The organism is Halorubrum yunnanense, from assembly GCF_026586675.1.
GTDB lineage: Archaea > Halobacteriota > Halobacteria > Halobacteriales > Haloferacaceae > Halorubrum > Halorubrum yunnanense.
Map to the genome: position 1 here is coordinate 66,876 of NZ_JAODIX010000028.1, position 25,244 is coordinate 92,119.

General features: G+C 69.4%; 22 protein-coding genes. 6 read left to right on the forward strand and 16 right to left on the reverse strand.

The window, feature by feature from the left end; all coding sequences use genetic code 11:
• Positions 1-266: 266 nt before the first annotated feature.
• From N5096_RS06550 to N5096_RS06560, 3 genes are all read right to left on the reverse strand, one after another.
• Positions 267-1,421, reverse strand: coding sequence for a DUF63 family protein (locus tag N5096_RS06550; RefSeq protein ID WP_267663509.1), 1,155 nt, complete (start codon positions 1,419-1,421; stop codon positions 267-269).
• A gap of 72 nt (positions 1,422-1,493) precedes the next feature.
• Entirely contained in the window at positions 1,494-1,943 is a 450-nt protein-coding gene (locus N5096_RS06555) for an Lrp/AsnC family transcriptional regulator (RefSeq protein ID WP_267663510.1), read from the reverse strand.
• Between the two features lie 66 nt (positions 1,944-2,009).
• Positions 2,010-2,774 (reverse strand): phosphopantothenate/pantothenate synthetase, encoded by a 765-nt coding sequence (locus tag N5096_RS06560; protein ID WP_267663511.1) that lies wholly within the window; start codon positions 2,772-2,774, stop codon positions 2,010-2,012.
• Between the two features lie 519 nt (positions 2,775-3,293).
• Here N5096_RS06560 and N5096_RS06565 point away from each other — a divergent pair.
• Positions 3,294-3,530: a DUF7999 family protein gene (locus N5096_RS06565; RefSeq protein ID WP_267663512.1), complete on the forward strand. Its 237-nt coding sequence runs from the start codon at positions 3,294-3,296 to the stop codon at positions 3,528-3,530.
• 77 nt (positions 3,531-3,607) lie between these two features.
• Here the strand turns inward: N5096_RS06565 and N5096_RS06570 are convergent, their stop codons facing one another.
• The 11 genes from N5096_RS06570 to N5096_RS06620 form a co-directional block, all read right to left on the reverse strand.
• Complete coding sequence (locus tag N5096_RS06570; protein WP_267663513.1) at positions 3,608-5,308, reverse strand: acyl-CoA mutase large subunit family protein; 1,701 nt, start codon at positions 5,306-5,308, stop codon at positions 3,608-3,610.
• A gap of 98 nt (positions 5,309-5,406) precedes the next feature.
• Positions 5,407-6,255: a universal stress protein gene (locus N5096_RS06575; protein ID WP_267663514.1), complete on the reverse strand. Its 849-nt coding sequence runs from the start codon at positions 6,253-6,255 to the stop codon at positions 5,407-5,409.
• A gap of 72 nt (positions 6,256-6,327) precedes the next feature.
• Positions 6,328-6,768, reverse strand: coding sequence for a universal stress protein (locus N5096_RS06580; RefSeq protein ID WP_267663515.1), 441 nt, complete (start codon positions 6,766-6,768; stop codon positions 6,328-6,330).
• A 98-nt stretch (positions 6,769-6,866) separates the two neighbouring features.
• Positions 6,867-8,402, reverse strand: a complete 1,536-nt coding sequence (locus N5096_RS06585) for a TrkH family potassium uptake protein (protein ID WP_267663516.1) — start codon at positions 8,400-8,402, stop codon at positions 6,867-6,869.
• A gap of 69 nt (positions 8,403-8,471) precedes the next feature.
• Entirely contained in the window at positions 8,472-9,974 is a 1,503-nt protein-coding gene (locus N5096_RS06590; protein ID WP_267663517.1) for a TrkH family potassium uptake protein, read from the reverse strand.
• 7 nt (positions 9,975-9,981) lie between these two features.
• A complete protein-coding gene (trkA, locus tag N5096_RS06595; RefSeq protein WP_267663519.1) occupies positions 9,982-11,319 on the reverse strand; it encodes a Trk system potassium transporter TrkA in 1,338 nt (445 codons plus the stop codon).
• A 122-nt stretch (positions 11,320-11,441) separates the two neighbouring features.
• Positions 11,442-12,359, reverse strand: a complete 918-nt coding sequence (locus tag N5096_RS06600; RefSeq protein ID WP_267663520.1) for a mechanosensitive ion channel family protein — start codon at positions 12,357-12,359, stop codon at positions 11,442-11,444.
• A complete protein-coding gene (locus N5096_RS06605) occupies positions 12,359-12,604 on the reverse strand; it encodes a YhbY family RNA-binding protein (RefSeq protein ID WP_267663521.1) in 246 nt (81 codons plus the stop codon). Before N5096_RS06605 ends, N5096_RS06600 begins: the two co-directional genes overlap by 1 nt.
• 111 nt (positions 12,605-12,715) lie before the next feature.
• Positions 12,716-13,120 (reverse strand): SHOCT domain-containing protein, encoded by a 405-nt coding sequence (locus N5096_RS06610; RefSeq protein WP_267663522.1) that lies wholly within the window; start codon positions 13,118-13,120, stop codon positions 12,716-12,718.
• Positions 13,121-13,221: 101 nt separating this feature from the next.
• Entirely contained in the window at positions 13,222-15,720 is a 2,499-nt protein-coding gene (locus N5096_RS06615) for an efflux RND transporter permease subunit (protein ID WP_267663523.1), read from the reverse strand.
• A gap of 51 nt (positions 15,721-15,771) precedes the next feature.
• The gene (locus N5096_RS06620; protein WP_267663524.1) at positions 15,772-17,466 is read right to left on the reverse strand and encodes a COG1361 S-layer family protein; all 1,695 of its coding nucleotides are present in this window, start codon (positions 17,464-17,466) and stop codon (positions 15,772-15,774) included.
• A 169-nt stretch (positions 17,467-17,635) separates the two neighbouring features.
• Between N5096_RS06620 and N5096_RS06625 the strand changes: the two genes are divergently transcribed.
• On the forward strand, positions 17,636-18,316 hold the full coding sequence (locus tag N5096_RS06625; RefSeq protein ID WP_267663525.1) for a TetR/AcrR family transcriptional regulator: 681 nt from the start codon (positions 17,636-17,638) through the stop codon (positions 18,314-18,316).
• Between the two features lie 61 nt (positions 18,317-18,377).
• On the opposite strand, the gene N5096_RS06630 is transcribed toward N5096_RS06625, so the two are convergent.
• A complete protein-coding gene (locus N5096_RS06630; RefSeq protein ID WP_267663527.1) occupies positions 18,378-19,079 on the reverse strand; it encodes an HD domain-containing protein in 702 nt (233 codons plus the stop codon).
• A 100-nt stretch (positions 19,080-19,179) separates the two neighbouring features.
• Entirely contained in the window at positions 19,180-20,616 is a 1,437-nt protein-coding gene (locus N5096_RS06635) for a DUF7289 family protein (RefSeq protein ID WP_267663528.1), read from the reverse strand.
• Positions 20,617-20,769: 153 nt separating this feature from the next.
• Here N5096_RS06635 and N5096_RS06640 point away from each other — a divergent pair, with 153 nt between their 5' ends.
• The 4 genes from N5096_RS06640 to N5096_RS06655 all read left to right on the forward strand — a co-directional run bounded on the left by N5096_RS06640 (position 20,770) and on the right by N5096_RS06655 (position 25,228).
• The gene (locus tag N5096_RS06640) at positions 20,770-21,723 is read left to right on the forward strand and encodes a cation diffusion facilitator family transporter (RefSeq protein ID WP_267663529.1); all 954 of its coding nucleotides are present in this window, start codon (positions 20,770-20,772) and stop codon (positions 21,721-21,723) included.
• Between the two features lie 81 nt (positions 21,724-21,804).
• Complete coding sequence (locus N5096_RS06645; protein ID WP_267663530.1) at positions 21,805-22,494, forward strand: YqjF family protein; 690 nt, start codon at positions 21,805-21,807, stop codon at positions 22,492-22,494.
• A gap of 122 nt (positions 22,495-22,616) precedes the next feature.
• Positions 22,617-23,081 carry a PH domain-containing protein gene (locus tag N5096_RS06650; protein ID WP_267663532.1) on the forward strand — a complete coding sequence of 155 codons (465 nt, stop codon included), beginning with the start codon at positions 22,617-22,619 and terminating at the stop codon, positions 23,079-23,081.
• A complete protein-coding gene (locus N5096_RS06655) occupies positions 23,078-25,228 on the forward strand; it encodes a PH domain-containing protein (protein ID WP_267663533.1) in 2,151 nt (716 codons plus the stop codon). Before N5096_RS06650 ends, N5096_RS06655 begins: the two co-directional genes overlap by 4 nt.
• Positions 25,229-25,244: the final 16 nt, after the last annotated feature.

A 25,244-nucleotide genomic window follows, 5' to 3' on the forward strand; every position in this document is an offset into this window, starting at 1 on the left:
GCGATGCAAGCACCGCAAGGAGTGAGCGAAGCGAACGACTGAGGAGCGCAGCGAGCGTGCGCCGCCCTCGCGACTGGGGCTTTGGCGGTGTTCACCGTCGATCCGTGATCAGCCATTTATAAGTGCATGACTAGGGCTTTGGCGGTGTTCACCGTCGATCTGTCGGCGACCACTTATACGCGAGTCGGTGTGAACACTGCGGTTGTCGCCGCCGATCACAGGTCAACCACTTATAAATGAGCGACACAAAAACCCGCGTCCGATACTTAAATACCGAACGTCGCGCGCAGCATGTCGCGCGTCCCCGGTCCGAGCCCAACCGCCAACACGGTGATAAGCAGCATCAGCGTGTACCGCGGCGACTCCTCGAACATCTCGCCGTTGAACACCCAGACCACGAACGTCGCGGCGGCGAGCTTCACGAGGAGGAACGGCCACGCGTCGCCGGTGACGGCGAGTATCGAGTCCGGGAGGAGCCGGCCGGTCCAGTTCACGATCGCCGCGTTGACGACGTGCTTCGGGACGAGGTTCGCCGTCCCGGTCAACGCCGGCATCCAGTTGAGCCCGATCACGTTGGCGACGCCGTCGATTGCGTGGCCCCAGACGATGACGACCCCCGCGACGCCCGTCCCCTCCCGGACCGTCGGCTCGTACGCGGTCGCGAGCTTCCACGTGATCGCGGCCGCGACGCTCGCGATGGCCACGGTCAACGCGAGCACCTGCGGGTAGAACTCGACGTAGTCGGTCGTGGCCGCGAGATACGAGAGGTAGCCGATCGAGGCCGCGAGCGCGAGCGCGCCCATCGCGAACAGCGGCTTGGCGTAGTCGTCGACCGCGCCGCGGTTCGCCAGGCCGTACGCCGCGAGGACGCACGCGAGCGTGAACCCGAACGCGGTGAAGTAGATGAACGGGCTGATCAGCAGGGCGCTCGCGGGGAAGGGGATCAGCGGCTCCGTGCCGGCGCGGAGCGCGGCGACGCCGGAGTCCTCAACGGTGCGGAGCGCGCCCCCGAGCAGCATGAACGGGAACAGCGCGTGGAAAAAGCGCAGCTCTTCGCCGATCTCCAGCCGCTGGAGGAGGAACACGACGCCGATCAGCATCGCGAGCAGGACGACCACGTAGCTCACGGTCGAGACGGTGGTGTACCCCGGGAACGCGACGACCTCGCCCGCGTCGACGGCGGCCTGACACGCCCCCGATCCGCCGAGCAGCTCCGTGCCGCTCGCGTCCCGGACGGCGCACTGCGCGCCCCGGCCGTCGGCGACGACCGGTCCCCAGAAGTACTGCCAAATGAACCGGTCGTACACGACCCGCGGGAAGACCGCCGATCCGATCGCCAGCAGGAGCGAGAACCCGCCGACGACCGCCGCCCACGTCCGCTCCGGTGATAACCCGACCCGTCCGGCGACCGGTGTGCTCATGAGTTCCGTTCGGAGTGTTCCCGAGTTTAGCGTTCCGGTCCCGACTCGCCGATTCGGCGAGTCGGGAGCGACTCAGATCGGCGGTCCATCGGCGTCAAAGTCCGTGCCGAGGATGATCATCGTCTGCGAGCGCGAGAAGCCGTCCATCTCCGCGACCTCCTCGAACATCAGCTCTCGGAGGCTGTCGGTGTCGGCAGCGACGACCCGCAGCATGACGTCCCACTCGCCGGTCGTCAGGTGGATCTCGCTGACGCCGTCGATGTCGCGGAGCCGCTCGAGTGCGTCCTCCTCGCGCCCCTGCTCGACGCGCAGCCCGACGAACGCGCTGACCCCGTAGCCGACCGCCTTGGGGTCGACCTCGGCGTGATACCCCCCGATGACCCCGGCCTCCTCCATTCGCCCCACCCGATCGTGGACGGTCGCGCTCGACATATCGATCCGCCGCGCGACCTCCGAGAACGGCGTCCGGGCGTTCTCCTGAAGGATCCTGAGAATTTCGCGGTCGGTCTCGTCGAGTTCCATGCCCGAAATACGTCGGGGACTGTTTTTGCAGTTCCGGCGTCGAGCTACGAGTCGTCCGACGTTCGGTTATGAGTTGTCCGGCGTCGCAAACGACCCCCCGCGGATGGCGGCCTCCGCCGCCCCCAGCGCCTCGTCGGCGTCGAACGCGTCGACGACCGCCCGCAGCTCCTCGGGGGACGCGCCCGCGAGGTCGCGAGCGTGCGCCGCGATGTTCGGGACCGCGCGGATCAGGTTGTCGATAATCGGGACGTCCGCCGTCTGCGGCGACCGGCTCCCGGGGTTGAGGTCGATCACGATCTCCGTCTTCCCCATCGCGTCGAGCGCTGCGGCGCGGTCCCCGTCCTCCAGCGGGACGACGACGACGTCCGCCGCCTCGATCCCGTCGGCGTCGACGACGCCGCGGGCGTGCTCCAGCCCGGGGATCTCGCCGTCGCCCGCGAGCCCCTTCACCTCGTCGGCGCCGTGCTCGCGGAGGTGGTCGGCGATCCGGCGAACACGCTCGTCGGTGTGGTTGAAGAGGTTCACCTCCAGGTCGGCGTCGACCGCGTCCGCGAGGTTAACCGTCTCTGCGGGGGCGAGCGCCGCGACGTTCCCGTTCACCGAGACGACCGGGCGGTCGGCCGCGAGCAGCGTCGCCGCGGCGGCGCGCGCGGCGCGGTCCGCGCTCGGGAGCGTGCGCTCGCCGAGGAGGTAGTCGAAGGCCTCGCCACGCCCCTGCGCGATGAGCCCCTGCTTCGAGGTGATCCCCGTCTCGACGCCCGCCTCAATCCGGTGGCGCGTCACGAGCGAGGCGTACCGCGGGTGATCCTCCGGGACCTCCGTCTCCGTCATACCCGAGCGAGGCGGCGCGCCGATTAAAGTGGACCGTTCGCGGTCGGCTCGTCCGGGTCGCCTTCGAGACGCCGCGGTCAGGGTCTCTCGCGCCGGTAGGGAGATGGTAAGTGAACTACCCTGACCTACCGCGCTCGGGGCTACTCGCCCCTCGCTTGTTGAGGACAGGGCTTCCTGTTTCTGCGTCAGAATTTATACCCGACGTGGGCACAGGGATTCCAGACTCCGCAGGCGACTTCCCTTCACGGGTGGTTCGGAGTGTCCCACTCCTACCGGATGGACACTCAGCCACAACCGAGGGTGCGCGCTTCTTCTCGCGCTTGAACACCACCGGAAGCGTGGTGAGCATCGTACTACCGACATTAATCGCAGGGGTAGTAAGGCTATGCCGTGTAGTGAAAGTAAAACGATGACGGCGCTGTATCCCCGCCCTACTCGCTCACTTCGTTCGCTCCTTGAGGACGGGGGCTTAGCGCCTATAGTCAGCTAAGACGCCGGAAGGAGTAGCGTCGTCGTGTGATGAACCGAACCGGGAAGTATACCGTCGTGAGAGCGTGCAACGACCACGGAGCGATCACGCTCCGTGAATACCCGCGCAACGGGACGCTGTACGTCGTCGAGTACGACGACCCCGATGTGGAAGACGAGCTGTCGTCGCTCGACGCCGGGTCGGTCGTGGAGCTCGACCTCCGGCGGGCGGGCCGCCGGGGCAACGCGTGGTGCGCGGAGTCCGCCCGCCCGGTCGATCCGGTCTGATCCCCGGCCCGGTCGGTCCGATCTGATCCCCGGCCCGGTCGGTCCGGCCCGCGCCCGCGGTCCCCGCGAACCCCTTTTCACGCGACGCCGATCCGCTCCTGATACGTCCCGTACTCCGCCTCGAACACCGACATGATCTCGCCCATCGTGGCGTACGCCTTCACCGCTGTGACGACCGCCGGCATCACGTTCTCCCCGGCGTCGACCGCGTCGCGCAGGTCGTCGAGGGTCGCCGCGACCGCGTCGTCGTCGCGCTCCGCCTTCACCGACTCCAACCGGTCGAGCTGGCGCTCCCGTGTCGTCTCGTCGACGCGGAGCAGGTCGGTCTCTGGGTCCGCCTCGACTCGGTAGGCGTTGACGCCGACCACGGTCTCCTCGCCCGAGTCGACCCGCTCCTGGTACTCGTAAGAGGCCTCCTGGATCTCGCGGTGGAAGTACCCCTGCTCGATCCCGCGGAGCACACCGTCACGCACGGAGCCGTCCCCCATCTCTCTGATCTCCTCGATGTACGCGGTCGCCTCCGCCTCGACCTCGTCCGTGAGCGCCTCCACCGCGAACGAGCCGCCGAGGGGGTCGACGATGTCGGCCGCGCCCGACTCCTCGGCGATGATCTGTTGGGTGCGGAGCGCGACCCGCACCGCCTGCTCGGAGGGGAGCGCCAGCGCCTCGTCGAAGGAGTTGGTGTGGAGGCTCTGGGTGCCGCCGAGCACGCCCGCCAGCGCCTGGAGCGTGACGCGGACGACGTTATTTAACGGCTGCTGGGCCGTCAGCGACTGGCCCGCGGTCTGGGTGTGGAACTTCAACTGCTTCGAGGCGTCGGCCTCGGCGCCGTACCACTCGCCCATGATCCGCGCGTAGATCCGGCGGGCGGCGCGGAATTTCGCGACCTCCTCGAAGATCGAGTTGTGCGAGTTGAAGAAGAAGGAGAGCTGGGGGGCGAACTCGTCGATCCCGAGCCCGCGGTCGAGGCAGTCCTCGACGTACGCGAACCCGTCGGCGAGGGTGAACGCGAGCTCTTGGACCGCGGTCGAGCCCGCCTCGCGGATGTGGTACCCCGACACCGAGATGGGGTTGAACGAGGGCGTTTCGCCGACCGCGAACTCGATCGTGTCCGTGACGAGTTCGAGGGAGGGCTCCGGCGGGATCACCCACTCCTTCTGCGCGATGAACTCCTTGAGCATGTCGTTCTGGAGGGTCCCGCGGAGCTCCTCGCGGGGCACCCCCTGCCGGTCGGCGAGCGCGACGTACATCGCGTAGATCACGGGCGCGCTGGGGTTGATCGTGAAGGAGGTGGACACCTCGCCCACGTCGATGCCGTCGAAGAGCACCTCCATGTCCCGGAGCGTGTCGACGGCGACGCCCTCCTTACCGACCTCGCCGAGCGCCATCGGGTCGTCGGAGTCGAGCCCCATCAGCGACGGCATGTCGAAGGCGGTCGAGAGCCCGGTCTGGCCCTCGTCGATCAGGTAGTGAAACCGTTCGTTCGTCTCCTCCGCGGTGCCGAAGCCGGCGAACTGGCGCATCGTCCACGTCCGGCCCCGGTACATCGTCGGGTAGACGCCGCGGGTGTACGGCTCCTCGCCCGGGTGCCCCAGGTCCTCGCCGTAGTCGAGGTCGGCCACGTCCTCGGGAGTATATAAGCGATTGACCTCCCGGTTCGAGGCCGTCGCGAACCGGTCGTTCCGCTCGCCCCGCCGGCCGAGGGTCGGGTCGAGCGTCTCCGCCTCCCATTCGGCGTGGGCCTCGCGGATCTCGGAGAGCTCCTCGTCGTCGTACATGTCGCCAGCTACCCGCCGAACTCGTATAAATATTCATTATATTTTGCCGCGACGCCGCCGGACCGCTCCCGTCGCCCGGTCGCCGCGAGGCGGCCGCGTCAGCGCCCACCGACCAACCGCTCGCGGAGCGACCGCGCCGAGGGGCGCTCCGCGAGCAGCACCGGCGTGTCGAGGCGCTCGATCGCCCCGTACGCCAGCGACCTGCGGACGATCCGCGAGAGGAGCCCGCGCTCCGTCGCGCCGACGATCGCGAGGTCGTACCCCTCGGCGACGCGCTCGATCGTCTCCTCGACGTCGCCCGCCTCGACGCGCAGGTCGACGTCGCCGAGGCCGTGGCCGGCGGCCCACGCCGCGAGGAACTCACGGCCGGCCTCCTCGCCGCCCGGGTCGACGACGTGCAGCAGCGAGACGGTCGCACCGCGGACGTCCCGAAGCGCCGCCGCGGCCTCCGCGGAGAGGTCCGAGGAGGGGCCGCCGGCGGTTGGCACGAGCACGTCTGTCGGGTTCGGCTGCGCCCCGTCGAAGACGAGGAAGTCGCACGGGAGGTCGCGGGCGATCTCGTCGAGCGAGCCCTCGACCCGCCCCCCGGCGAACCGGGTTCCGCCGTAGCCCATCACGACGGCGTCGGCGTCGTTCGTGCGCGCGGCGTCGAACACCTCCTCGATCCCGCGGTGCGAGAGGACGGTCTTCGTCTCGATCGGGACGCCGAAGGCGGCGGCGTCGGCGACGGCGGCGGAGAGCAGCTCGTCGGACGACCCGTCGAGCCTCGCCCTGCTCTCCGCGGCCTTCTCCAGCGACGTCTGGTCGGGGACGGTGACGACGTGGACCGCGAGTACGCGACCGCCCTCGTGCCGCGCGAGCGCGCCGGCGAGCGCGACGAGCGCGCTCTCGGTCCGGGGGTTCGAGAGCGCGACCAGCACCGTCGGGCCGTCGTCGGTCTCGGTCATCGGTCGCGGTCCGTTACCTCCCGGCCGACGGAAGCCGACGGCGACCCGTATCGCTCCCGAGCCGTCGGTCGGTCATTCGTCCGACCCCGTCCGCGGGAGCGCCACGATCGGAATCGGGGCGTCGGTCACGAGCTTCACCGACAGGTCGCCCGAGAGGAACTGCGCGAGGCGGTTCCCGCCCCGGGAGCGGTAGGCGATCGCGCTCGCTCCCACCTCGTCGGCGGCGTCGACGATCGCCTCGACCACGTTCCGGGAGTAGGCGGTGTGCTCGTCCGCGTCCGGGAACACCGTCCGCACCGCGGCGTACGACTCGGCCGCGAGGTCCTCCGACTGCTCGACGGGCGTCTTGTCCGGAACGCCGTCGCCCTTCTCGACGACGTGGAGCGCGGTCACGCGCTCGGGGTCGTAGGGGTCGAGCGCCCGCGCCGTCGCGAGCGCGTCGTCCTCGTTGGCGACGGGGAGGAGCGCGTGCCCGAGCAGGTTCCGTCCGTGCGTCTCGTCGTGACTCGTCATACGGCTACCAACTCCCTCGTTCGTTAAGAAGATACGTTCCTCGGGCCGGTCCGAACAGCGGGCTGATGACTGTCGCGTCCGCGTGTCGCCCTCGCGCACTACCGCGTATCGATCCCGGAAATGAATATCGCGAGTACCGGGACGATCTCCAGTCGGCCGATCCACATCAGGAAGATCATCAGCAACTTCGACGTGTTCGGGAAGAAGAGATAGCTCCCGAACGGCCCGAGCCGGCCGAATCCCGGTCCGATGTTCCCGATCGTCGCGAGCGACGCGCTGATCGACTCCAGTACCGACAGCTGAATTCCCACCCGGGTGGTGTCGAGCGCGATGAACACCGCTGAGAGTGCGAACAGCGCGATGTACAGGAGGGTGAACGACATGATACCGCGGATCGCGTCCTCGTCGACGACGTTCCCGCCGAGCCGGACCGGCTGTACGACGTCGGGGTGCGCCGAGGTGAACAGCTCTCGGCGAATCGCCTTCGCGACGATGATCCATCGGACGATCTTGACTCCGCCACCCGTCGATCCGGCCGACCCGCCGATGAACATCACGAACAGGAGGAATATCTGCGCGTGTGCGTCCCACTGCGCGAAGTCAGCGGTGGCGAACCCGGTCGAGTTCATCAACGATCCGACCTGGAACGCGGCCTGTCGGACCGAGTTCCCGGCGACTCCCTGCGTCGTCCCGCCGAGCTCGATCGGCGGAGCCGCACCGCGGAAGAGCAGGATCGCGAGTACCGCGGTGATGACTGCGAGCGCCCCCGCGTACACGCGGAACTCCGCGTTCTCCAGCATCACCTCGGCTTCGCCCCGCAACACGTGCCAGAACAGCGCGAAGTTGACCCCGGCGACGACCATGAACGGAATGACGACCCACTGTACCGCGGCCGAGAAGTACCCGATACTGTCGGCCTGCGGCGAGAACCCGCCGGTCGGGAGAGTGGAGAAGCCGTGCGCCACCGCGTTGTACAGGTCCATGTTCGGGGCCATCCCGAGGAGGTGGAGCGAGTACAGGAGCGCCGCGAGCAGCACGGTAAACCCGAAGTAGATGAGCCAGAGCGCACGCGCCGTCTCGGCTATCTTCGGCGTGAGCTTCTGGAGTTCCGGTCCCGGCGCCTCCGAATCCATCAGCTGCGCGCCGTTGACCGCGACCTCCGGGAGGATGGCGATCATCAGCACGATGATCCCCATCCCCCCGAGCCACTGCGTGAGCTGTCGCCACATCAGCAGGGCGTGGGAGTGTTGGTCTGTGCTGATATTGCCGAGGACCGTCGCGCCCGTTGTGGTGAACCCGCTCATCGACTCGAACAGCGCGTTCACCGGGTGCGCAACCGTCGACGCCGTCCCGTACCCGGCGAGCATGTAGGGGATCGTGCCGAGGACCGCCGCCGCGAGCCACGCGAGCGAGACGAAAAGCAGGGCCTCGCGCGGGCCGAGGTCCGGGTCGGGATCGACCCGCTCGACCGCGAAGCCGAGCGCCGCGACGAGCGCCATCGACACCAGGAACACCCAGATGTCTTCGCCGTACGCGAGCGCGACGATCAGCGGAACCAGCAGCGTGACGGCGAGGTACTTGATCCCGACCCCGAGAAGCCCCACGCTCGCCTTCCAGTTGACCCCCCACGACATAATTACTCGATCGATATGGGAGTCGCCCGTTCGCTGTATTAAACTGTCGAAGGGGGGATGGCGAGAGCCTCACGACGTCCAGAACGTCTTCGTGAGCAGCACGAGGACGGGGACGATCTCGATCCGGCCGACCCACATCAACACGATCATCACGGCCCGCGTCGTCATCGGGAACGTCGCGAACGTCCCGTAGGGGCCCGCGTCGCCGAACGCGGGCCCGATGTTGAGGAACGTCGTCGCCGCGGCGCCGAGCGCCTCGAACTCGTCCACCCGGGCGTCCGCCCGCTCGGCGTCGACGACGATCACGATGGCCAGCAGGAAGAAGATGACGAGCGACAGGAGGAGGTACGCGTAGATGTCCCGGATCGCGTCCTCGTCGACGGTTTTCCCCGAGATCCGGACCGGCCGCACCGCCTCCGGGTGGACGGCCGTGAAGAGGTTCCGCTTGAACGACTTCATCGCGACGAGCCACCGGAGCGACTTGATCGAGCAGGTGGTCGACCCGACCATCCCGCCGATGAACATCCCCATGAACAGCATGTGCTTCGCCGCGGGCGCCCACTGTACGTAGTCGGTGCTCGCGTACCCCGTCGTCGTCACGATGGACACGACGTTGAACACGGCGTGGCGGACCGTCCCCTCGGCCCCGAAGGTCGTGTTTGGGTCGAGGAACAGCCCGACCGCGACGATCGTCGCGAGCGTCGCCATTGCGCCGAGGTAGAAGTGGAACTCCTCGTTTTTTAAGAGGCGCATCGGCTCGCCGTTGATGGCGAAGTAGATGAGGACGAAGCTCGTCGAGCCGATCACCATGAACGGGACGACCGCCCACTGGATGAGCGGGTGGAACGCGCCGACGGAGAGCGGTTCGGGCGAGAACCCGGCAGTCGCGACCGAGGTGAACGCGTGCGCGACCGCGTTGTAGAGGCCCATCTGCGGGTCAACGGCGAGCCCCAACAGGAAGTAGACGACGACCGCGAGCCCCGTGAGTCCGAAGTAGATCCCCCAGATGAGCTGCGCCGTCTGCGATATCTTCGGTGTGAGCTTGTTGACGTCCTCCGTCTGCGACTCCGTCTCCATGAGCTGTGCCCCCCCGACGCCGAGCTCGGAGAGCACCGCGGTCGCGAGGATGAGGATGCCGAGTCCGCCGAGCCACTGGATCACCTGCCGCCACATCATGATCGAGCGCGAGTGTAGCGAGAAGTCGCGCAGCACCGTCGCGCCCGTCGTCGTCAGCCCGCTCATCGCCTCGAACATCGCGTTCACCGGGTGTGCGACCGTGCCGACGCCGGCGACGGTAAACGGGATCGCGCCGACCGCGGCGACGAGGAACCAGATCATCGCCACCGCGAGGAACGCCTCGCGGGGCCCGAGGTTCTGCTCCGGGTCCTGCACCGACCGGAACGCCGCGCCGAGCGCGAGCGAGACCGCAATCGCGGCGAGGAATGGAAGCGGCGACTCGCCGTAGTAAAGCGCGATCAGCAGCGGGAGCGCCAGCGGGACCGGGAGCGCGGCGAGGACGTCGCCGGTGAGCCCCACGCTCGCCCGCCAGCCGACTCGGATCGTGGTGCTCATGGGTTTCTCACGCCATCGAGGTGATCGCGCTCACTGAGTCCGTCTCCACGAGCAGGATCACGTGATCGCCCGGTCGGAGGACGGTGTCTCCCCGAGGAGTGACGATCTCGTGGTCGCGCGTGATCGCGCCGATGACGAACCGCGCGTCGGTCTCGGCGACGATCTCCGAGATCGGCCGCCCGACGAGCCCGCACCCGTCGGTGAGCTCGAGCTCCAAGACCTCCGCCTGGTCGTTCTCCAGCACAGCGATGTTCTCTGCGACGCTCTCGTAGGTGAACCGCGTGATCTCCTCGGCGGTCACGGTGCGGGGGTTGATCGCGATGTCGATCCCGATCTCCTCGAAGACGGTGACGTAGTCGGGGCTGTCGACGACCGCGATCACGCGGTCGACGCCGAGCCGCTTGGCGAGCACGGAGATGAGCAGGTTCTTTTCGTCGGACCGGAGCGCGGTGACGACGACGTCGGCCTCGTCGACGTGCTCGCGCGCGAGGAACTCGGTGTCCGTCGCGTCGTGTTCCATCACGACGGTGTTCGGGAGGTTCTCCGCGAGCCAGCGCGCGCGGTCGGCGTCCCGCTCGATCAGCCGCGGCTCGAAGTCGATCTCCTCCAGCAGCCGCGCGGTCTGGTAGCCGATCTCGCTGCCGCCGACGACGACGATCTCGTCGGCGCGGCCGGGGGTCGTCTCGGGCGCGACGTCGGTCGCGAACCCCTGGACGCTCTCGGGGCTCCCGACCACGACCGCCCGGTCGCCGGCCTCGATACCGGTGTCCCCGCGCGGGATCGTCATCTCCCCGTCGCGGAACAGGCCCACGAAGGTGAGCGACTCGTAGCGGTCGGCCTCCAGGACCGTCTGTCCCGCGACCGGGCTCTCCTCGTCGACCTCGAACTCGGCCATCTGGACCAGCCCGCCGGCGAATGGGTCGACGTCGATCGCCGCCGGGAGCCCGATGACGCGGACGATGTTCTCCGCCGTCTGGAGGTCCGTACACACCATGAAGTCGACGCCGAAGGCGCCCTCGCTTCGGTTCCACGTCTGAAGGAAGTCGGTGCTTTTCACCCGGGCGATCGTGAACCCGTCGCCGAGCGTCTTCGCGGTGCCGCAGGCGACGAGGTTCGTCTGGTCGTTGTCGGTGCAGGCGATGACCATGTCCGCGCGGCCGACCTCTGCCGCCGTCTGGATGTCGGAGGTCGTGCCGTCGCCGGCGATGGTGAGTACGTCGAGCTCGTACTTTAGCTGTTCCGCGCGCTCGGGGTCGACGTCGACGACGACGACCTCGTGGTCAGACGCGAGGCTCGAAGCGATGCTCGTGCCGACCTCGCCGGCCCCGATGACGACCACATGCATGGGGACACCCAGTTACCGGACCCTCAAGTCGGTTACTATGCTGTCGCCGGGACCGCGGGGGCAAGGGAAGTGACCGGCGCCTCCCTGCCGCTCCCGGCTTCCGAGCCGCAGTCGAGCCCGCCTTACGACTCCCCGCCGCTCCCGGCCCGCGACGTCCCCCCGAACGACGAGGGCTCAGACCACTCGTTCCGGCCCGAGACGGTGCGCTGCGGGAACGGGATCGAGATGTCCTCCTCGTCGAACCGCTTTTTCACGGCCTTCACGTAGTCGGCGCGAGCCTTGACGAAGTCGGCCCGCGACGGGTCGTCGATCCAGATCCGCGACTGCAGGCCGACGTACGAGTCCGCCAGCTCGATCAGTCGGACCGAGGGGGCGGGGTCGTCTACGATCGCGTCGCTCCTCTCGGCCTCCTCGACGATGATGTCGGTGGCCGTCTCGACGTCGTCCTCGTAGTCGATCCCGAAAACGAACTTCAGGCGTAGCGTCCCCTTCGCGACCGGGTTCTTCACCACGTCGCTCGTCAGGGCGTGGTTCGGCACCGTGAGCAGCTCGTTATCGAACGTTCGCACGCGGGTGACCCGGAGCGAGATGTCCTCGACGACTCCCGAGTTCCCCTGCCACTCGATCCAGTCGCCGATGCGGAACGGCTTGTCCGTGTAGATGAACACGCCCGCGACGAAGTTCTTGATCACGTCCTGGAGCGCGAAGCCGACGGCGAGCGTCGCCGCGGCCGCGATCGTCGCCAGCGAGCGCAGGAACCCCTGATACCCCGCCGCGCCGAACGCGACCGTGACGCCTGCGAACAGCACGAGGAACGTGATGATCTTCTGGAGCGGCCGTCGCGCGTGCTCGTCGAGCCCCTGCCTGTCGAACAGCCGCTCGGTCAGCGGCTTGACGGCGGCCTTATAAATGACGTACGTTGCGGCGACGACAGCGAGGAAGGCCGCCGCGTCGATGGCCAGGGCGGTCAGCGGGCCGAGGTACGGCTCCAGCGCCCCCGCGACGGCGACGACCCCGTCCGGGCCGCCCGCGGCGCCCATCAGTGGAGCACCGCGGTGTTCCCGCGCGTCTCCACGAGCTCCGCGTCGACGGCGTCGGCGAGCTCCGCGGCGAGCTCGTCGGTCGTGCTCCCGCCCCGGGCCGCCCGGAGGAACTTCACCTTCACGAGCTTGGCGTCGTCGAGCTGGTCGGCCGTCTCCTCGACGACGGCGTCGACGCCCTTTTTCCCGACCCAAACGGTGACGTCGAGGTCGTGCGCTTCCTTGCGAAGCTGTTGATCGCTCATACGTCGTTCGAGTCGGCCGCGCGCATTGAAGCTTGAGGTTCGCGGTTGCGGGGGCGGTCGCGGCCCGTGAGCGTCTCCCGCCGGCCCGTCTCCCCGATACGCCCCCTTCCGTCACCGCTCGCGTTCGACGTCGCGTTCCCGCTCCCGTGGTCGCTCCCGTTGGGCGTACTCGGCGGCGTCTTCCGGCGTTTCCGTCTCCAGCAGCCGGTCGAGCTTCCGATCGAACTGCTCGTCGGTGAGCTCGCCCTCGGCGTACCGGGCTCGGAGCCGGTCAAGCGCGTCCCGAGCGTGCCCGGACCTCTCGTCGCCCGCGTCGTCTTCGACCGGCTCGTCCGCCTCTTCGTCTTCGAACACCATCGCGACCACGGGTACGACGACGATATAGCCGAACAGCATTAGCGGAAGCCACCACTCAAAGTCGAGGAACATCGCCGCGAGCCACGTTCCCGTCACGACCGCTCCCGCGACCCCACTCGCGTTTCGACTGAACCGCTCGCGTATGGAGGACTCCAGCATCGGCGTGATCCTCCCGGTGGGACCACTAAACCGTACCGGCGGTCCAGTGGGTTGTCCGGCCGCCAGACACGGAAACCGGGGTGACGAGCCGCCGCGACGGGTCAGTCTGCCCGGTCCGCCGACTCGGCGCGGAGCCCGTCGCCCAGCCCGAGGCCGACGCGGTCGCCGTACCGCCCCCAGACGACCACCAGCGACGGGACCAGCAGGATCGAACAGAGGTACGCGTACAGCACGCCGAGCGCGAGCAGCACGCCGAAGTCCCGCAGGAGGGGGATCACCGCGAGCCAGAGGACCCCGAGCCCGCAGACCGTCGTGAGCATGCTCCCCGTGAGCGCGCCGCCCGTGCCCGCGATGGTGACGTCGAGCGCCTCGTCGACCGAGAGCCCGGCCTTGAACTCGTCGACGAACCGGTGGACGAAGTGGACGGTGTAATCCACCCCCAACCCGATCGACACCGAGAGGATCGGGGCGTTGATCGGCGTCAGCGGAATCGAGAACAGGCGCATCGACCCCACCAACAGCCCCACGGTGACGAGGACGGGGACGAGGTTGAGCAGGCCGTAGACGGCCTTCCCCTCCAGGTAGGCGTACGACAGCGCCAGGAAGACCGCGGTGAGGACGAACGCCGCGATCAGGCTCCGGATCGCGGACGCCGTGAGCCGGTCGATCACGGCCTCGTTGACGACGAGGTCGCCGGTGGGAACCGCTTCGAGGGGCGTGCGCTCGGCGAGCTCGCGGACGTCCGCGACCGCCTCGGAGTTGTCGACGCCGGGGCGGATCGCGTAGTCGATCCGCGCGCTCCCGCGGTCGGCCGCGAGGTACCCGCGCGCCTGGCCCCGCGCGGGCGAGTCGAGCAACGCGTCGTACACCTCGTCGACGTTGCGGTCGGGAACGCCCGTGCCGAGCCGGTCGTTGCGGTCCACGAGCGCGGCGAACTCGGGATCCCGCTCCGCCCGGTCCTCGATGACGGTCACGACGCTCGTCGCGTCCGCCCGGCGCTCGTCGGTCGTCTCGAAGGTGTCCGGCGGGTTGCGGGTGGTCCGGTCGATCAGTTCCAGGGCGTCGTCGTCGCGCACGGACTGGTCGACGTACAGCGTCACGCTCCCGACGAAGCTCCGCTCGAACTCCTCCTCGAACAGCGTGAGCACCCGGAGGAAGGTGTAGTCGGTCGGCGCGAGCGGCTCCGGGAGGTTCGAGTACGTCTCCAGCCGGTCCTCGTCGGGGAAGAAGGCCTCCTCGGAGAACTCGGTGTTTACGCCGGTCCCGTAGGCGCCGCCGGCCGCGCCAGCGACGAGCAGCAGAGCGACGACCGCCACGGGGGCGACCCGCGACAGGTCGACGCCGACGTGCAGCACGCGCCCGAGCCGCGACCCCCCGGACCCGAGCGCGGTCGTCCCGAACTCGGGGATCGGGAGCCGCTCGCGCCGGCGGTCGACGAGCACCTTCGCTGCCGGCAGGAACACGCCGAACACCGCGAGCGTGAAGACGATCCCCGCCGCGGCGACGAGCCCGAAGTCGCGGTTCGGCTCGAAGGGGCTGACCACGTTCGAGGCGAGCCCAAACACAGTGGTGATCGTGACGAGCAGGAACGCGATCAGCAGCTGGTCGGTCGTCGTCCGCATCGCGGCCGCGATCCCCAGTCCCTCCCCGCGCTCCTCCCGGTAGCGGTTGACGATGTGGATCCCGAAGTCGATCCCGACGGCGAGCAGCAGCGGGAAGACGGTGATGAGCGAGTCGGAGAACGGGATCCGTGCGTACCCCATGAACCCGAACGTCCACAGCAGCGACATGAGGAGCGCGACGAGCCCGATCGCCATGTCGATCGGGTCGCGGTAGGCGAACACGAGGAAGCCCAGGATGAGCAGCAGCGCGGCCGGGAACACGATGATCGCGGTGTCGGTCAACAGCGCCGTGATCTCCGACTGGAGGATCCCGTCGCCGAAGAGGATCGCGTTCTCGCCGGCCTCGTTGCCCGGCACGGAGTCGACGACGCCGACGCTCTGGGTCTGCAGCTCGGTCACCCGAGCCGTCGTCGCCGCGTCGGGCAAGTCGTAGGTGATCCCGACGATCGTGGCGCCGGCCTGCTGGGCGGTCGGGTTGTAGTCGACCGACACCTGCGGCGCCACGGCGCCCGCCGCGTCGGCGTCGGCGATGGCCGCCCGCAGCTCGCTCGGCGTCGCCGCCGCGACCGCGTCGCGGCGCTCACCCGGCGTCTCCGCGCTCGGGTCGAGCCGCTGGGCGATCGCGTCGGCGTGGCTCGACGTGGATCGCACCCTGAGGGTCGACCGCGACTCCAGCCGATCTTGGGTCTCTAACACCCGGATCAGCGTCGACCGGGAGAGCACGTTGCCGTCGGTGACGATCAGCTGCGCCGACGTGGCCGACCCGCCTATCGACGTTTCGAACTCCTCGTCGATGTCGTCGAGCGCGCGCTGCGCGGGGATGTCCTGCGTGAACTGGTCGGCGCCGGCCGAGGTGGTGATCCCCGCCAGCCCGCCGACGGCGACGACGCTGACGAGCAGGAAGACGGCGATCACCGCCGCCGGCCGCTCCGTGACGAGCGCGTCGACCCGCTCGACGAACCGGTCGGCCGCGGTCACGGGCTCTCCCCTCCGCTCCGGGCCGCGGGGGCGATGTGGTCGCTCATCCGGTCACCGCCGCCGGTAGAGCACGATCGTCCCCGCGCCGGCGACGACGACGAGGAGAGCGACCGCGATCGGGACGAGCGGGAGCCCGCCGTCGTCGGTCGATTCCGTCACCTCGATCGGGTACTGGGTGACGTCCGAGATCCGGTCGTTGCCGCGCTCGTCGTCGTAGCGGAAGTCCAGCTCGACCGGGTGGGTCTCGACGCTCGCGCCGGACGCGGCCGACACCTCGAAGGTGATCTCTCTCGACTCGCCCGGCGCCAGCTCGTCGACGAACGCCTCGTCGTTGGGCGCCGAGAGCGGGCTGTCGGCGTACAGCCCGGCGTTGATCGACGACAGCGTCTCCGGCCGCTGGTTGGTGATCTCGAAGGTGATCTCCTGCGTCTCGCCGGCCGGGACGGTCGTGTTGTCGGCGACGAGGTCGAACTCCGGCCGTCGCGGCGCGACCTCGATCCGTCGGGTCTCGTCGACCGCGATCGTCGCGTCGCCGTTCGTGTACTCGGTGGTGAACCGGAACTGCCGGGGGCCGGGGTCGGCGCTCCCGCTCACGTCGGCGTCGAACGAGAACTCGACCGACTCGCCGGCCGGGACCTCCGGGAGCGCGTACCGCCGCTCGTCGATCGTCACCCGATCGCTCTGCGGGTCGGCGACGAGTACCGCGTCGTCGACGTCGAGCGGCCCCTCGTTCGTGAGCGTCCCGCTGACGGTGCCGGAGTAGCCGACCTCGAGCGTCCCCTCCGCGCCGTCGATCGAGAACGACTGTTCGGGGATCGGCACCACCCCCGCCCGCGAGGAGGGAGACGACCGGTCGATCCCGTCCGGGTCGCGGTAGTCGACCGACGCCACGAGCGCGTACGCCCCCTCGCCGAAGTCGGGCGACACCGTCGAGTCCAACGTCACGGTCCGGTTCTCGTCGGGGGCCCAGTCGCCGACGAACCGCTCCGCGCTCCCGTCGCCGATCACGGCCGCGGTGCCCGTCGAACTCCCGGTGACGACCGCGTCGCGGGCGGTCTCGTCGCCGACGTTCCGCAGCGTCGCCGTCACGTCGCCGCCCCCGCCGACCTGCGCGTCGGTGTCGGTCTCGACGATCGCGAACCGGGCGCCGTCGTCGACAACGATCGTGACGTCGAAGCGGTCGGTGCCCGGCCGGTCCTTGTGGTCGTTGAACTCGGGAATGATCTCGAAGGTGTACCGGTACCGGGCGGTCACCTCGACCTCGTACCGGCCGTCCGGCACGTCGCCGGGCACCGTGACGTCGATCGGGACGGAAACGGGGCTCGCGTCGGTCCGCACGTCGCCGACGACCGTCCGGCCGTCGCCGACCTCGATCGGCACGTCGCCGTCGTCGATCGAGAGCGTGAGCCCCCGCGCCGTCGTCACTCGCGGGTCGAGCTGGTTCCCGAACTCCATCTGCCCGGTGTTGAGAATGTCGAGCGTCACCGTCGACTCGGCGCCGCTCGGAACCGTGCGCTGCGAGGCGAACAGGTCGAGCACGGGCGACCCGCGGATCTGTCGGTCCGTCGTCTGCCCGCGGACGCCGTCGGCCGCGGTCGGGCCGACCGCCGCGGCCCGTGCGTCGTCGCCCGCGAGCGAGCCCTGTCCGACGGACGTCGCGGCCCCGGCGAACGCGGCGCCGCCGACGAGGGCCGCGACGGCGACCGCGGCGAGAGCGAGCGCCCCGGCCCGCGCGAGCCGGCCCATCTCTTTCCCCCGTCGCCGTCGTCATCGGCCGCGGGGGGGCACCGAACCGGGGATCGACCGCCGACCGCGTCGCGTCGAGTCATACGATCGTGTGGGTCGCTCGCGTGTTAAGCGTGTTGAATGAACGTTCAATCAAGAGCCATTTATATGTGACCGGAGTAGGTCGCCCATGCACGACCCGTTCGCGGAGCCGACCGACACCCGGCAGGCCATCCTCGGGGCCGCGTTCCGCGCGCTCTGCGAGCACGGGTACGCCGACCTCACGATCAGCCGGATCGGCGAGGAGTTCGATAAGAGCCCGTCGCTCGTCTACCACCATTACGACGGGAAAGACGAGCTGCTCGTCGACCTGCTCGAGTTCCTCCTCGACGGGTTCGAGGCGTCGACGTCGGCCGGCGGGTTCGACCTGACCGCGCGCGAGCGCCTCGACGCCTACCTCGCGGCGACGACCGAGCCCGGGTCCGTCGACGACGAGCACGCGCCGGACGCCCGGTTCCTGTCCGTCATCGTCGAGCTCCGGGCGCAGGCCGCCAGCGACGACGCCTACCGCGAGCACTTCGACCGCAGCGACCGCGTGTTCGAGTCGTTCCTCGAACGCTCCGTCCGCGAGGCCGCGGCCGACCTCGACGCGGAGGGGTCGGCCGGCGTTTCGAACGGCGACGAAGGAGGCCGCCGTGACGAGCCGTCATCCATCGCGCCCGTCGAGGTCGCCTCCACCCTGCAGACGCTCGCGACCGGGGGGATGCTCCGCTGGGCGACGACCGCCGACCGCGACTGGGCCGACGACACCCGACGCGGCGCCCGCCGATACCTGGAGACGATGCTTCCACGGGTCGATACGGAGGCGTGAGCGCGGCCGGCGAGAGCGATGGCTCTGCGGCCGTCGATGATAAACCGGAAGCGGCTCCGACTCAGCGCTCGGTGACGCCCTCGGCGTCCATCTCGGAGACCTCCTCTTCGAGCCACTCGCGGAGCCACTTCACGCGCTTGATGCGCCGGTGGGCGATGCTCTCGGCGGTGTCGGAGACGACGCGTTCGGTGTGGTCGCGTGCGCGCCGGAGGACCCGGTCGACCATCTTCGCGGCGTCCATGTGGGTCCGGGATTCGTACCCCATCCGCAGCAGCATCAGCACGGCGCCGTTGGCGCCGACCTTGTCCAGCAGGTCGGCCTCCATCAGGCACCGGCTCTCCAGCGGTACGTCCGTCAGCTCCCCCGTGTACGAGTGGTCGACGACCGCCCCGCACACCTCCTCGACGAACGACTCGGGGTAGTCGCCGCGGCTCTCGAGGTACTCGCGGGCGACGCGCGCGCCGGCCTCGGCGTGGACGTCCTGCTCCGCCTCCAGCTTCGCGACGTCGTGGAACACCGCGGCCACCCGGACCACGTCGACGTCGGCGCCCTCGGCCTCGGCGATGTCGGCCGCGAGGTCGACGACGTTGCGGATGTGGTTGAACCGGTAGTCCGAGGAGTGCCAGGGGTACCACCGCATCCGCCCGCCGTCCTCCTCGCTCTCGACGCTGGCCGCGAGGTAATCCCTCACAAACACCTCCATCGCCTCGAACTCCTCGTCGCTCACCTCCGTCTCCTTAATCTCGACGCCCACGGGGACCACCTCGGGCGAAAAACTCGTGATTCATTACCGTACTTGAGGAGCGTTTCGTTCTTAGTCGTTACGACGGGCGGCGTTCGACCGCCCTCCCCTCCGCGAGCGCTCACCGGTCGAAGTCCACTTCGACGACGTTCTCGCTCACGTGGAGGTAGGTGATGGGGTTCTGACCGGCGCCGCCGGTGATCGTGATATCGCGACCCAGCAGCGACGCGTCGTGTTCGATACTGAATGCATTACTCTGAGTGGTCAGGCTGTTGAACGCGAATCCACCGCGGAGATCGACGGCCCCGTTCAGGTTGGTGTCCGAGTTCGGCGCGTACACGACCGCGTCGATGGTAATGTTTCCCTGCGCGTCTTCGAGGAAGTGCTCGCGAACGTAGAACTGGTTTCGGAACGATTCCGGCTCTGGACTAACGGTTCCGACCGAGGTTCCGCCGCTTGCGTACACGCTGCCGTTGACGTAGTATTTCACCGTTCCGTCGCCGGAGTCGATCACTTCGATCTGCTTTCCGTTGAGATCGAGGTCACCGTCAATGGCGATAGTGACGTTTCCGTTCGACGTGTTGATCGAAACGTTCTGATCGAGCGTCGTGTCGCCCGCCGCGTAGTACGTCCCCGCCTCGCACGGCGACGCGTCGACGCACTGCTGGGTGAAGTTCTTCGATTCGGTGGTATTCTCCACGTTGGAGTCGATCAGCGACTCGATACCGGGGTGACTATCTCCAACTGAGTACTCTGCTTCGTCGAGACCGCTGTTCCCGCCACCGTTTCCGTTCCCCGACCCGTGAGTGTACCCGCCGCCGCCGAGCGAGATGGCCCGATCGAACGCCACCTCGTCCGGCACCACCAGCCGGGCCGTCGTCGTCTGGTTCGCGTCGTCCTTCGTCACGTCGCCGTCGGCGCGCTGGCTGAAGAAGTCGTACCACCCCTCGTAGTACTCGCTTTGCACCTCAACGACAACCGTCCCGTTCTGCAGCGGGTTCCCGGGAGCGTCGACGGCACCGGGGTCGCCCGTCGCCCGCCGGACGACGCCGGTCCCGCTCGACGGGGTCGACTCGTCGCCGGTCAGCCGGACCACGGGGAACGTGAGGGTGCTCTCGCGGTAGTGGTACTCCGGCGGCGATATCATCCGCCCGTGGCCGTTCCGGCCGGCCCAGACGCCGCCGCCCTGGAGCGCGACGGTCCGCTCCTCGCCGACGTACTCCAGGGTGCCGATCGACTCGTTGTACGTCACTTCCGTCTCGTTCGGCCGTTCGACGCGCACCTCCACCCGTCCGGCGTCCTCGTCGAGCCGAAGCCGTCCGCCGTCGACGCGGCCGAGGTCGAACCGCCGAGCGTCCGTCTCGCCGAGGGCGACGAGGCTCGACTGGGAGCTGAGCTGAGACATCCCGTTCTCCACGCTCGACGAGCGCGCCTCGTCCGTGACCAGCCCGAGCGCCGCGCTCCCCGTCGCGACGGTGACCGTCACGGCGGCGATCGTGATCCCCAAGAGGAGCACGGCGCCGATGACCTCGCTTTGGGCGCGGTCACCGCTGTTCATACGCGAGATTCACCAGCGAACTATTTAAATACCCACCGCCGGGAATCAGTTCTGATACGTCGGGACGACTCGCCTCCGGGGCAGTTCCGGCGAGATCCCGTCTTCGTCCGGAACGGCGGGGCTATTAAGTCCGGGCGACGACGACCGAGACGTATGTGGCGCCCCTGGGGTGACGGCGAGAAGGCTCGCTTCCAGCGGGCCGCAGGGGTGAACGTCCTCGGCAACGCGGTGAAGATCGCCGTCGAGGGCGCGGCCGGACTCCAGTTCGGGAGCGTCGCGCTCGTCGCCGACGCCGCCCACTCCGTCGCGGACCTCGTCGCCAGCGGGGTCGTGTTCGTCTGGGGAGGCTCCCGGTACGACGACGCCGACGAGACCCATCCGCACGGCCACCAGCGGATCGAGCCGCTGACGGCGCTGTTCGTGGGCGCGACCATCGTTCTCCTCGGGGTCCTTCTCCTCCGGGAGTCGGTCGTCGGGCTGGTCGGCCCTCACGACGTCGCCGCGAGCCCGGTCCTCGTCGCCGCGCTGCTGTTCGCGCTGGCCGACATGTACCTCCTCTATCGGTACACGGAGTTCGCGAACGAGACGCTGGGATCGACGGCGCTCACCGCGCTCGCGGCCGACTGCCTCAACGACATCTACACCACCGTCGCGGCGCTCGCGGGCGTGTTCGGCGTCTTCCTCGGCTACCCGATACTCGACTCGGTCGCCGGCGCGCTGGTCAGCCTCCTCGTCGTCTACCAGGGCGTCGAGATCGCCCGCGAGAACGTCACCTACCTCGTCGGCGGGGCGCCACCGGCCGGGGACCGCGAGCGCGTCACCGAAGCGCTCCGCGAGCACCCGGCCGTCGAGGGCGTCCACGACCTGACGGTGTTCTACGACGGGACCGACCTGGAGGTCGAGGTCCACGTCGAGGTCGACGGCGAGATGACGCTCCGGGAGGCCCACAACCTCGAGACGCGGCTCGTCACCCGGCTCCGCGAGTTGGAGAACGTCGGCGACGTCCACGTCCACCTCGACCCGTCCGGCCTCGGCGAGTGGAAGGACGCCGAGGACGCGGCCGGCGGTCCCGGTCCGGCCCCCAAACCGGGGAGCCGAGGCGACTGAATCGGTCGAGACGGGCGGAGCCAAGCCCGTCGGTCCCTCGCCCGCCGTGCGGGTTTTGCCCCTCGCGGCCCTACCGCTCGTATGTTCGGACGCCGCTGGCTGGAGATGACGTGGCGCGACGGGCTGTTCTGCCACTGGCCGGTCGACCCCGCGGTCGTCGACGAGACCCTCCCCGAGGGACTCTCCGTCGCCACGCACGACGGCGACGCGTACCTCGGCGTCGTCGCGTTCGTGATGGACCGGATCCGACCGCGGGGGGTCCCGCTCGGGCTCTCGTTCCCGGAGCTCAACCTCCGGACCTACGTCGAGGGCCCGAACGGGCCCGGCGTCTACTTCTACAACCTCGACGCCGACGACCGGCTGGGCGTCGCGGTCGCCCGGCGGCTGTTCGCCCTGCCGTACTACCGCGCCGAGATGAGCGCGACCTCTGCCGGGGAGGACGACACCGTCCGGTTCCGGAGCCGCCGGACGCACCACGGCGTCCCGAGCGCGGGATTTGACGCCACCTACGGGCCGGTCGGCGAGGCGTTCGCGGCCGAGCCGGGGTCGCTCGCGGCGTTCCTCGTCGAGAACTACCGATTTTACGCCGACGGGAACCGCCTCTACCGCGGCGAGATCGCTCACGACCCGTGGACGCTCCGCGAGGGGACCGCTGAGATCCGGGAGAACACGCTGTTCGAGGCGAACGGCTTCGAGCGCCCCGACGACGACCCGATCGTCCACTACGCGGAGCCGATCGACGTGACCGCGGACCGGCTCCGGCGGGCCTGAGGAAGACGGCCGAGGCGCCGACGGCGGCGGAACCGCCGGGCGACGCTTGTTTCGCCCGGACTTATACGTCGCCGTCGACAACGGCGGCGTATGACACGCGGACACGCGACGGGGGAGCCCCGATGACGACACAGTCGCTGCACCCCCGCGTTCAGGTCGTGTGGGTCCTCCGCGCGGTGATCGTCGCCGCGGTGCTCTCCCTCCCGTTCGCCGGCGCGTTCTACCTCGGTCGCCTCCCGAGGTGGGCGCCGGCCGCCGCCGGCGGCGCCTTCCTCACCCTCGGCGTGGTCCACGCCGTGCTCAAGTACCGGCGGTGGAGCTACGAGATCCGCGAGGACGCGCTGTACCTCGACCGCGGCGTGATTACGCAGGTCCGGACGACGGTACCGCTGGTGCGGATCCAGCACGTCGACTCCCGGCGCGGGCCGGTCGAGCGGGGGGTCGGGCTCGCCTCCTGCGTCGTCTACACGGCCGGCTCGCGGGGGGCCGACGTCCGGATTCCGGGGCTCACCCCCGGCGGGGCGAGCGACCTCCGCGAGGAGCTGAAGCGACTAGCGATCCGCGCGGACGGGGAGGACGCGGTGTGAAGCTCGCGCCGCAGTCGGTCCCGTACCGCGCGCTCCAGAAGGTGTCGGGGTTCGTCGTGATCGCCTTCTTCATCGTCAACAGCAACGACTGGGGGCTCCCCGCGGCGGCCGCCGCCGGGGGCGCGATCCTCCTGGTCGCGCTCGCGTACGAGGTCGCCTACTACCGGCGGTTCGCGTACGAGCTCACGGCGGACACGCTCGACATCTCCTCCGGGGTGATCTCGCGCCGCGAGCGGGAGATCCCCTACCGGCGGATCCAGAACGTCGACGTCAGCCAGAGCGTGATCCAGCGGGCGATCACGATCGCCGCGGTCGACCTCGAGACCGCCGGCGGCTCCTCCACCGAGGGGTCGATCCGGTTCGTCAAGCCGGACGAGGCGACCCGGATCCGACGCGAAGTCCAGCGCCGCAAGTCCGGCTCCTCGGCCGGCGAGGGCGGCGCGGTCGACGGGACCGCCGATGTGCGCGAGACCGCAGCCGCCGACCGCGACGCGGTCGGTCCGGAGGAGGAGGAGCTGTTCGCCATCTCGCCGGGCGAGCTCGCTCTCGTCGGCGCGCTGTCGTTCGACGGGCGGCTTATCGGGCTCCTGGCGTTCCTCAGTTCGGGGTCGGTCCCGGTGCTCTCGGGCTTTATCCCCGAGGCGTCGGCCGTCGCACTCACTGCGACCGCCATCGTCGCCGTCGGGGGACTGTTCCTCGTGTCCTGGGTCCTCGGGGCGGGGGTCGCGTTCTCGAACTACTACGGGTTCCGTCTCTCCCGGGCCGGTGACGAGCTCCGGTACGAGCGCGGGCTGTTCCGGCGCTACAGCGGCTCGATCCCGACCGAGAAGGTGCAGACGCTGACGGTCTCGGACAACCCGGCGAAGCGGGCCCTCGGCTACGCCAGCCTCTCGATCGAGACGGCCGGCTACGCGCCCGGCCAGTCCGGTGACGGCGGGAGTCAGGCGGCCGTTCCCATCGCGACGACCGACCGCGTCTACCGGCTCGCCCACGAGGTGGAGTCGTTCGGGACGCCGACGTTCTCCCGACCGCCGAAGCGGATCCGGTGGCGCTACGTCGTCCGGTACGCGATGGTCGTCGCGGTCCTCGTCGGGGTCGCCTTCGCGGTCGACTGGTACGTGACCCCCGACCTCCCGTGGTACGGGCCGGCCGTCCTCCTGCTGGCGGTGCCGCCGGCCGCGCACCTGAAGTGGAAGCACCGCGGCTACTGGCTCGGCGACGACCACCTCCTCACGCGGAACGGGTTCTGGAGCCGGACCGTGACCGTCGTCCCGTACTACCGGATCCAGACCGTCATCGACAGCCGGACGATCTTTCAGCGGCGCTGGGACGTGGCGACGGTCGTCGCCGACACCGCCGGGAGCAGCTCGCTCGCCGGGACGTCCGCCGCCGCCGTCGACTTCGAGCTCGACGAGGCGATCGAGCTCCGGGAGACGCTCCAGGAGCGGCTCCAGTCGTCGCTCGCGAGCCACCGCGACCGCCGGGACCGCTTCGAGTGGTTCGAGGGGGGCGTCGACGAGACGGTCGAGCCGAATCGCGACGCCGACGCCGCCGATGCCGCCGACGCCGCCGACGCCGACGCCGACGCCGACGTCGATAACGTCGACATCGCGGACGCCGAAGACCCCACCGAGCCCGCGGACACCGGATCCGCCGTCGGGGCCACCGACCCCGCGGAGAGCGCGGACGCCGCCGGAATTCCCGACGCCGACCGCGGTCGCGAGCGTACCGAGGCCCCTGTTGACGACGGCGCCGCCAGCGAGGACGTCGACGACGCCGATACCGACCACCCCGACGACGCCCACACCGACGACGCTGAGGACGCCCACACCGACGACGAGACAGGCACAGAGATCCCCGACGACGGCGTCATCCGCCCCGACTTCTCCACGAGCGATCGAGACTACTCCGAGCCCGCGGAGCGGATCGACACCGGCGACTACGCGGTGGACCGCTTCCCGTCGGACGCGGACGTGGCGCGTCGGGATGACGGACCGGAAGCGGAGACCGACGACTCGGCCGAGAGCGATGACTCGGCCGAGAGCGATGACTCGGCCGAGAGCGATGACTCGGCCGAGAGCGACGACTCGGCCGAGAGCGACGACTCGGCCGAGAGCGATGACGAGACCGACGAGACCGAAAAGTAGCCCGCTGTCCGCGTCC